The sequence below is a fragment of the Ramlibacter sp. WS9 genome (assembly GCF_003797765.1).
Classification (GTDB): Bacteria; Pseudomonadota; Gammaproteobacteria; order Burkholderiales; family Burkholderiaceae_C; genus Ramlibacter.
On the sequence record NZ_RKMB01000062.1, the window covers coordinates 1 to 7,789 of the forward strand.

The window sequence follows — 7,789 nt, forward strand, 5'->3', positions numbered from 1 at the left end:
GTAGCCATGCTGGTTGATCCTCACGAGTTGCTGCAAAATCACCCCCATCGGGATTGAAGGGAGCGTCATGCAGTACAGATCGTGCCAGCGAGGAGAGGGATTCCTCCGCGTAGCGGCTTCGTCCAACATGTCAATCGACACGGACCCACAACAGCAGGCTGCGGCTCCGCCGCTCATGTTGGTGGTCCGGTCATCTTTACGTTATACGCTTGGTCGAGGAACACAATGATCGCTACACGAACGGGAACAGGCGTGATGATCGCCGCACTTCTGGCCGGCTTAGCGGGGTGCGCCGCGTTGCGAGACCCGTACCCTGAGTCAACGAGCCCCGATGCCGCGACGCTAGTTATCACCCGAACAGGAAAACACAACATGCAGGTGTACGGGTACAGAGACTCATCAAACTGCACGGGATCGATGAACTTCGGTGCAACTCAGCTAATGGCTCCAGGGGAGCAACGCGCAGTGAAGTTGGACCCCGGCAAGGAGAGCGCAATATCGTTTCACACGTATATCGGCTACGGTAGCTGCGACCTCATCGTGTCGTTCGTTCCGGCGGCCGGAAAGACATATCGCGCCACTCTAGACTCTGACGAGAAGCATTGCTACGTGGGCCTCATGCGCATGGAGGGAGCGGCGGAGGTACGAGAGCCGAGCTTTCGAAAGCGAGTTTTTACCAGGCCGCTTACCGAGAGCGGATCGTTCTGCCGCGGCTGAAGTTCGGGATGTCGGCACGCTACGCGCATAACATGTCAATCGACGCGGACCCACAACAGCAGGCTGCGGCTCCGCCGCTCGTGTTGGTGGTCCGGTCATTTTTACGTTAGAGGGCACGGGAGAAATCGTGACAAGCATCGAAGAAGCGGCACACGCGGCTTGGGAGCAAGGCGAATTGGTCCAAGCGTTCCGTTTGTATCGTTCTGACGCGGCTCGGGGCGGCTCCTCGTGCAAGCTGAATCTCGGCTATTTTTACGATGAAGGGATCGGTACACGCCAGAACAAGAGGTTGGCCCGTCACTGGTACTTGCGGGCTTATCGAGCGGGGGATTCCGCGGCGGCTACGAACATTGCGATCTTGTATCGTGAGAGAGGGCGCGATCGCATGATGTTTAAGTGGTTCCGAAAGTCCAGTCGGATGGGCGATGGAGACGCAGACGTGGACGTGGCTAAGCTCTACCTTGCAGGCTGCGGTACAGGCAAGTCGATTCCGATGGCCAAACTTCACCTGCACAATGCGATTGCGTCGAATCACATCACAGAGGCGGGACGAGAAGAGGCTGAAGAACTTTTGCGGAGGTGCAGCGGTGCCCTCTAACTTGTCAATCGACGCGGACCCACAACAGCAGGAGGCGGCTTCGCCGCTCATGTTGGTGGTCCGGTCATCTTCACGTTAGCTTGCATGGCGACGACCTGTCCTGTTTGTAGCGAGCGAATCCCCATTTACAAGGCACAGGGCGTCTTTTGGTGCGCGTCGTGTGGATCAGAATTGGACGCTCCCATGTTCTGGCCGATGGCCCTTCTCATTTGCCTCTGGACAATTGCAGATCTATTCATTGCTGTCGCCTTGGGCGCAGCTGGGCCAGAGCACGATGGGCTACGACTGGTTGTGCGTATCGCATTGTCTGCCGGTGCCGGTGCGGGGCTGTACTGGTTGACGCATTCGAACCTGAAAATTCGAGCAACTGGGCGGAGGCGTGACAATGCAAGCTAACTTGTCAATCGACGCGGACCCACAACAGCAGGAGGCGGCTTCGCCGCTCATGTTGGTGGTCCGGTCATTTTTACGTTATGTCTCATAGACTTGCGCGCGTCCCTGGCCTCATCTTGCTGATGCTGAGCACGGCCCTGTTCGTGCAGGCATGCGCAGGCCTCCCTTACCCGTATGAGCTCAGGTTCTCCATGCCGACGTTCAACTATTGGTCGATTGCATTCGCATCTGTGGGAATTCCCATCGCAATCGCGCTGATCGGGCTGGCGATGCGGGGATCGCTTCCGCGGCGGCTCATGATCGGCTTGGCCGGAATCCTCGCGCTTCCGTTCGGGTTGTTCTCGGGTTGTGCGGCGATGGAGGCCCCTGAACTCGGCGCGTCCGATATCTCATTCGAACTCCTGAGCCAAGTGGAGGCGGGTGACGAGGCTTACCGGCTCTATCGAACCGATTGCGGCGCAACGTGCGCATTTGGTTTGGTACTGCGAAAGGAGCGAGACTGGTGGGGCATCGTGAGATCCACCACGCCTGTTTGGTCACTCTACCGCGCGGACCAAGGGGAAGTCTTGCTAGTTGACCGAAAGCTAAAGATCATGAGCGGCGGCGCAGTTCTCGCGGAAGTTGCTCTGTGAGACATAACTTGTCAATCGACGCGGACCCACAACAGCAGGAGGCGGCTTCGCCGCGAGTGTTGGTGGTCCGGTCATTTTTACGTTAACCTGCAAACCTGATGTCGCGACGATCGCAGCTTCTTGATGCCATGCACAGGCGCACATTTGTGCGGATTTCGAGGCGCTTCGAGGAGTCTGTCGTTCGTGGGTACATCTCAGGCGTCGGTCCAAGATTTTTTCTCCTCACCCTCGTCAGCGATCGCCTTCGATTCGACGGCTTTGAGTGCTTCCGCATAGCCGATCTGATGTCGCTAGAAGAGGACCCTTACGCCTCATTCGCTGAGGCTGCGCTGAAAACGCGCGGTGACCGAAGGCCGAGAAAGCCACGAATCATCCTTGAAAGCATCGAAGAACTGCTTCTGTCATCGAGCCGCGCGTTTCCCTTGGTCACTATCCATCAGGAGAAGTTGGACCCCGAGGTTTGTCACATCGGGCGCGTGGTCGGAATTTCACGGGGTCGGGTGTCGCTTCTGGAAATCACACCCGATGCAGAATGGGAATCCAAGCCAGACCTGTACGCGGTCAAAGATATCACTAGGGTAAATTTCGGCGGTGACTACGAGGACGCCTTGTACGCAGTCGGCGGCAATGCAGGTTAACTTGTCAATCGACACGGACCCACAACAGCAGGCTGCGGCTTCGCCGCTCATGTTGGTGGTCCGGTCATTTCTACGTTAAACATCAGCAATGCGACGCTCTGCCCTCCTACAGACTGCGGTCATCGCGGTTGTCTGCGCGCTCTTCGCAGCGAAGTTGCCGTCTTTGGCCGAGCCAGGTGCAACTACGTTTTCTTGGGTGGGTGCGGCGGTGGGCGCGTGCATCGCCTTTTTTGCCGGCTTGATTGGCTCTCGCTTTTCGTCAGCAAACCCTAGTTTCGAGGCCTCAGCCACGCCCGTACAACTAAGGCTACTGCGTGGCTCTGTCATTGGTCTCGCGGGTACCGTCACAAGTTTCACGGCGTACCTGTACTTTCCGTTGCCGTGGCTCAAGGCAATCATTGGTGTTTCTATCGTGGTTGGAGCCGCTTGCGTGTTTCTCGGGCTCGTTGCCAAGTGGGCGCCTGCCGGGAGGCCTGATGCTTAACATGTCCGTCAACACGGACACCCGCGGGTGTCCGCTCCCTTCGGTCGCACCGGTCCGCGGGCGCCGGTTACGTCTACGTTATGTCTCATAGAAGAAGCGCGCCTGGCACGGTTCGCATCTACAACCCGCGGATGCGTCGCAGGTGCAATTGGGCAGCGCTAAGCAAGCCGGAACTTCGCCTTCTCATGGCCGGGCTTGCAGATTGGGAGTTGCGTTCATTCGGCCCGTCGCGGTCTCGTATCCGGCGTAAGCGCTTGGATGCAGTGGCGTACTATCGCCGAAGGTTTGGAGGGCTTGCGGATGATCGTTTGTGGACGGCAGTACGTCTTCCGCGAAAGGTCTCTCTTAGTCGCCTGGGTGACCGCCTGCACAATCCCAAGCGGGAGCATCAGCGCGGAGTACTGTGGCATGAGACATAACTTGTCAATCGACGCGGACCCACAACAGCAGGCTGCGGCTCCGCCGCTCATGTTGGTGGTCCGGTCATCTTCACGTTAGGTCGCAGTGGGAAGATGGTAGTCGCGTTCATCACCGCGTGCATCGCCGTACCAGTTGTGTGGCACTGGTTTGACTTTGACCGGGCTCGTTCTTCTGCAGGCAGCGCCCTGGTTCTGGGCGTCGGATGCGGCATATTTACTTTGGCGCAACAAGGCTGGGGGATTGGGATTCTCTTCTTCTTTTTGGCGGCGTTCTTTGAGTTCGCCGTCGCATTCGTCGTCGGCCTTGTCTACTTGTCGTTTGCTAGTGCGAAACGGAGCGAATATGCAGACCGAGTGAATTCAATCCCTCTGGCTGGCCGGCGCATCGGTTTGGGCGGAGCAGGCGCAGTGGCTATCTCCCTCGTCATAGCGTTTCTCTGGGTTGCCGAAAGCGCAAGAACAGGTGTCTGGCCCTGGGCGCCTAAATTTGTTCTCGGGTGGTGCGCATTCTTCGGTCTCGGCGTATTCGGTATAGCGCGAGGCTTCATGCGCCGGTCCCAGGAACCCAAATAGCACATGCTGCGACCTAACTTGTCAATCGACACGGACCCACAACAGCAGGCTGCGGCTTCGCCGCGTATGTTGGTGGTCCGGTCATCTTCACGTTAGCCTGCAGAAATGATTCAGCGTCTCCCTTGCGTCCAATGCGGGGACCTCATTCACCCCGACACAGCTTCTGCGAATGCCGGGCTTTGCATGCCGTGTAAGTGCGGCTATCGAGACCGAATTGAAGAAGGCAAGCGCCAGCGCGAACGCGACCGTGAATATGCGAAAAGCGCGGAATCCTTGTACTGGCAAGACCTCGTGCGGCGGGTTCATAAGACTTCCGAAGGCTTCCATGGTCTTCGAGCAGAAGAACAAACATACTTCGCGGTAAGCTGCCTGATCGGCGAGGTGTACAACGGTGGGTTCGATCAGTTTTTCTCCAACAGCAGCGGGGCGTACTATCTCCTGGCTCTAGATGGTCTCCGAGCTCTTGGTGCCGATGCGTCTGCGGCGCTTCTGCTCAAGGCGAAGGAAGTGCTCTTCGCAGACCGCCGGGTTCCAATCGATCGTGCGGAGCGGATGGGGCTAATGCCAACTTTTAAGGACGAATCGGCGACGGAATGGGCGCAACTCGAACCACTGGACAAGGCCTTTTGGGCGGATCCCGACAAACTAGGCGAACGATGCCGGACCTATGCACATGAGAACCAGTTGTACGCTGCTGGCTAACTTGTCAATCGACACGGACCCACAACAGCAGGCTGCGGCTCCGCCGCTTATGTTGGTGGTCCGGTCATCTTCACGTTATGGCTCATTCGAGAGGGTGCGGTGTTCGATAGCTTCCTGAAGCACGAGAAGCCGAGGGTATTTCTTGGTACGCTGGCCGTCGTGCCAAGAAAGGATATGAAGAGGCACGTCGACCAATGGGGCATGTTTCGAAACGAGAGTTTTGATGACCCTCTGCGAACAACCCTTGAGGGGATCTTCTCGTTGCCTCCCGCTAGTGAAGTTAGCGCCCCGCACCGCACCGACCTCGGCTTGGACGTTCTGGTTCTGTCGTTTCAGTCAGGTGACTACTGGGACTTGTCGTTGGAAGATATGGGGCTTCCAGTTTTCTGGCGTCCTAAGATCACAGTCGCGTGCCGCCTTTATCATCTCAAGTCGCAAAAAACTAAGCGCACTTTCTCGGCAACTCAAAAAATGCCTTGGGGCGAGTTCGTGAGTCGCCAGCTTACTTTGCAGGCCATCTTTAGATTCCGACCGACATTTGACCAAGAGGACATGAAATGCCTTCTTTATGGCGCATGCCACTCGCTGCTGAACAAACTGAGGAAGGTTGCGTGATCCATAACTTGTCAATCGACGCGGACCCACAACAGCAGGAGGCGGCTTCACCGCTCATGTTGGTGGTCCGGTCATCTTCACGTTATACGTTTTGCCTTCGATGAGAATCCCGCACGACATTGAGGCGACCATCTATTTCTTGCGCGCCGATGAGGGTGGCAGGGTCGGTCCTGCGTTCAGCGACTACAGGCCGCAGTTCTACTACGATGGCCACGATTGGGACGCGAGGCATGAGTATCCCGACGTGGCGCAGGTTCATCCTGGGGATACTGTCAGAGCCTTTTTGGGGTTCATGAGTCCGGACAGGCATTTGGGAAAGATCTATCCAGGCATGGAGTTCGAGATTCGTGAGGGCGCTCGAACCGTCGGCCGTGGCCGAATCTTGAAAATCCTAGAACTAGAAGAGTCTGCTCGGCCCCCCGTGCAGCCCAACCAAACGCATAACATGTCAATCGACACGGACCCACAACAGCAGGCTGCGGCTTCGCCGCTGATGTTGGTGGTCCGGTCATCTTCACGTTAAGGCGCAAGTGCAAGAGCTGAGGCAGTTCCAAGCAGACCGTTCGCTGATCGCGCTACGCCGAGCGGCAGTCGACGACAACAAGATCCAAGGCTTCGTACTCGGATCGTCAGACCAACTGGTGTTACTGCAGTACGTCTATGACCTCAATGTAGATGGGCTCATGATCTTGCGTACCCATGACATCTCGAAGATCGAATGCTCGAAGACAGAAGTGTTTCAAAGGCAGCGCCTGGCCGATGAGGGCCTCCTCTCCAAAGTCCGCTTCGACTACGCGGTAAATCTCAATGATTGGCGAAGTGCTTTCGAGGGTCTGCGCGGCGAGCACTCGATCTTCATTCTGGAGTGCGAACTCATCGAAGAACCAGACTTTGCCATCGGCCGTATTCAGGACACAGGAGAAGAAGAGGTGCGCATACAGCACTTCACCGGCGCGGGCAACTGGCTGGAAGAACCGGTTCAATTCAAGTACAACGACATTACGTCGTGCCAGGTGGGCACGAACTATGCGAATGTGTACCAGCGATTCTTCGAGCGAAATGCACCTTAACTTGTCAATCGACGCGGACCCACAACGGCAGGCTGCGGCTTCGCCGCTCATGTTGGTGGTCCGGTCATTTTTACGTTAAATTGCACAATCATGTTGCGCGGAATCTTCTACGCCGTTGTGGGACTCATAGTGATTCCCGTCACTTGGCTTCTGGCCAAACTTGGTTTGGTCAAACCGACGCCTCCTCTTCCCAAAGTCATTGAAGACTTCAGCATCTACCTCTGGGGAAACGGACTTCACGCATCCGTCGCGGTTCAAGATGTTCGCATCAACCATGCCGATTGCTTGGCCTACTTTCAGTTCGGGCTGAATCCCTCGCAGATGAAGGTGGTTAGCTTGGCCGCGTCGCCGACCCCTGAGGGGGCGGAGCTACTGGAAAAGGAAATCGCTAGCGCGCCTCAGTACACCGCCATTCGGAGGAATGGTCACCTCGTGATGGCTTGCACTTTTGTGCCGCCCGACCTGGAGTTGGAGGCGCGCATTACTGACGCATTCATGCGGTATGGGCGCAGTGCAACTTACTGAGCCGGCCCATAAATAGTGCGTAACGGATCACGCGGCGTACCGGACATGCTTTTCCTTGAACAGATTGCGAATGATCGCGGGCTGCTTCTGGCGACTGTGCAGATGACTGCGCACGGCCTTGATCATTTCGCCCTTGTTGGCCGGCCGACTCTTGCCCAGCGCATTGGTCTTGACATCCTGATTGAGCAACTCGTCCGGGTTGAGCTCGGGGCAGTAGCCCGGCAGCAAGATCAGGCGCAGCCGCTGGGCGTTGGCTTGTACAAACCTCTTTACGACACCGGACTTGTGAACCGGATTGTCCGCGCCGGTTGAATATTGACCCACCCTGCCGATTGAATTCTGACCCGGGGTGAAGAGCCGACCGCTTGATGGTCGGCTGTGCATAAGTGTAGTTGTTTGCCCTGTTTGTTGACCTCCTCAATG

General features: G+C 56.9%; 10 protein-coding genes. 9 read left to right on the forward strand and 1 reads right to left on the reverse strand.

Going from position 1 to position 7,789, the window contains the following annotated elements:
• Positions 1-844: 844 nt before the first annotated feature.
• The 9 genes from EEB15_RS32595 to EEB15_RS32635 all read left to right on the forward strand — a co-directional run bounded on the left by EEB15_RS32595 (position 845) and on the right by EEB15_RS32635 (position 7,366).
• A complete protein-coding gene (locus EEB15_RS32595) occupies positions 845-1,315 on the forward strand; it encodes a tetratricopeptide repeat protein (RefSeq protein WP_158290308.1) in 471 nt (156 codons plus the stop codon).
• A gap of 584 nt (positions 1,316-1,899) precedes the next feature.
• On the forward strand, positions 1,900-2,340 hold the full coding sequence (locus EEB15_RS32600; protein ID WP_141514161.1) for a hypothetical protein: 441 nt from the start codon (positions 1,900-1,902) through the stop codon (positions 2,338-2,340).
• Between the two features lie 98 nt (positions 2,341-2,438).
• On the forward strand, positions 2,439-2,978 hold the full coding sequence (locus EEB15_RS32605) for a hypothetical protein (protein ID WP_141514162.1): 540 nt from the start codon (positions 2,439-2,441) through the stop codon (positions 2,976-2,978).
• A 996-nt stretch (positions 2,979-3,974) separates the two neighbouring features.
• Entirely contained in the window at positions 3,975-4,454 is a 480-nt protein-coding gene (locus EEB15_RS32610) for a hypothetical protein (protein WP_141514163.1), read from the forward strand.
• Positions 4,455-4,559: 105 nt separating this feature from the next.
• Positions 4,560-5,156, forward strand: a complete 597-nt coding sequence (locus EEB15_RS32615) for a DMP19 family protein (RefSeq protein ID WP_141514164.1) — start codon at positions 4,560-4,562, stop codon at positions 5,154-5,156.
• 99 nt (positions 5,157-5,255) lie between these two features.
• Entirely contained in the window at positions 5,256-5,771 is a 516-nt protein-coding gene (locus EEB15_RS32620; RefSeq protein WP_141514165.1) for a hypothetical protein, read from the forward strand.
• Between the two features lie 100 nt (positions 5,772-5,871).
• Positions 5,872-6,294, forward strand: a complete 423-nt coding sequence (locus tag EEB15_RS34700; protein ID WP_141514166.1) for an elongation factor Tu — start codon at positions 5,872-5,874, stop codon at positions 6,292-6,294.
• Positions 6,295-6,301: 7 nt separating this feature from the next.
• Complete coding sequence (locus EEB15_RS32630) at positions 6,302-6,841, forward strand: hypothetical protein (protein ID WP_141514167.1); 540 nt, start codon at positions 6,302-6,304, stop codon at positions 6,839-6,841.
• Positions 6,842-6,931: 90 nt separating this feature from the next.
• The gene (locus EEB15_RS32635; RefSeq protein WP_141514168.1) at positions 6,932-7,366 is read left to right on the forward strand and encodes a hypothetical protein; all 435 of its coding nucleotides are present in this window, start codon (positions 6,932-6,934) and stop codon (positions 7,364-7,366) included.
• A gap of 27 nt (positions 7,367-7,393) precedes the next feature.
• Here EEB15_RS32635 and EEB15_RS32640 read toward each other — a convergent pair whose 3' ends face one another.
• Positions 7,394-7,750, reverse strand: coding sequence for a transposase (locus EEB15_RS32640; protein ID WP_233259720.1), 357 nt, complete (start codon positions 7,748-7,750; stop codon positions 7,394-7,396).
• Between the last annotated feature and the right edge of the window lie 39 nt (positions 7,751-7,789).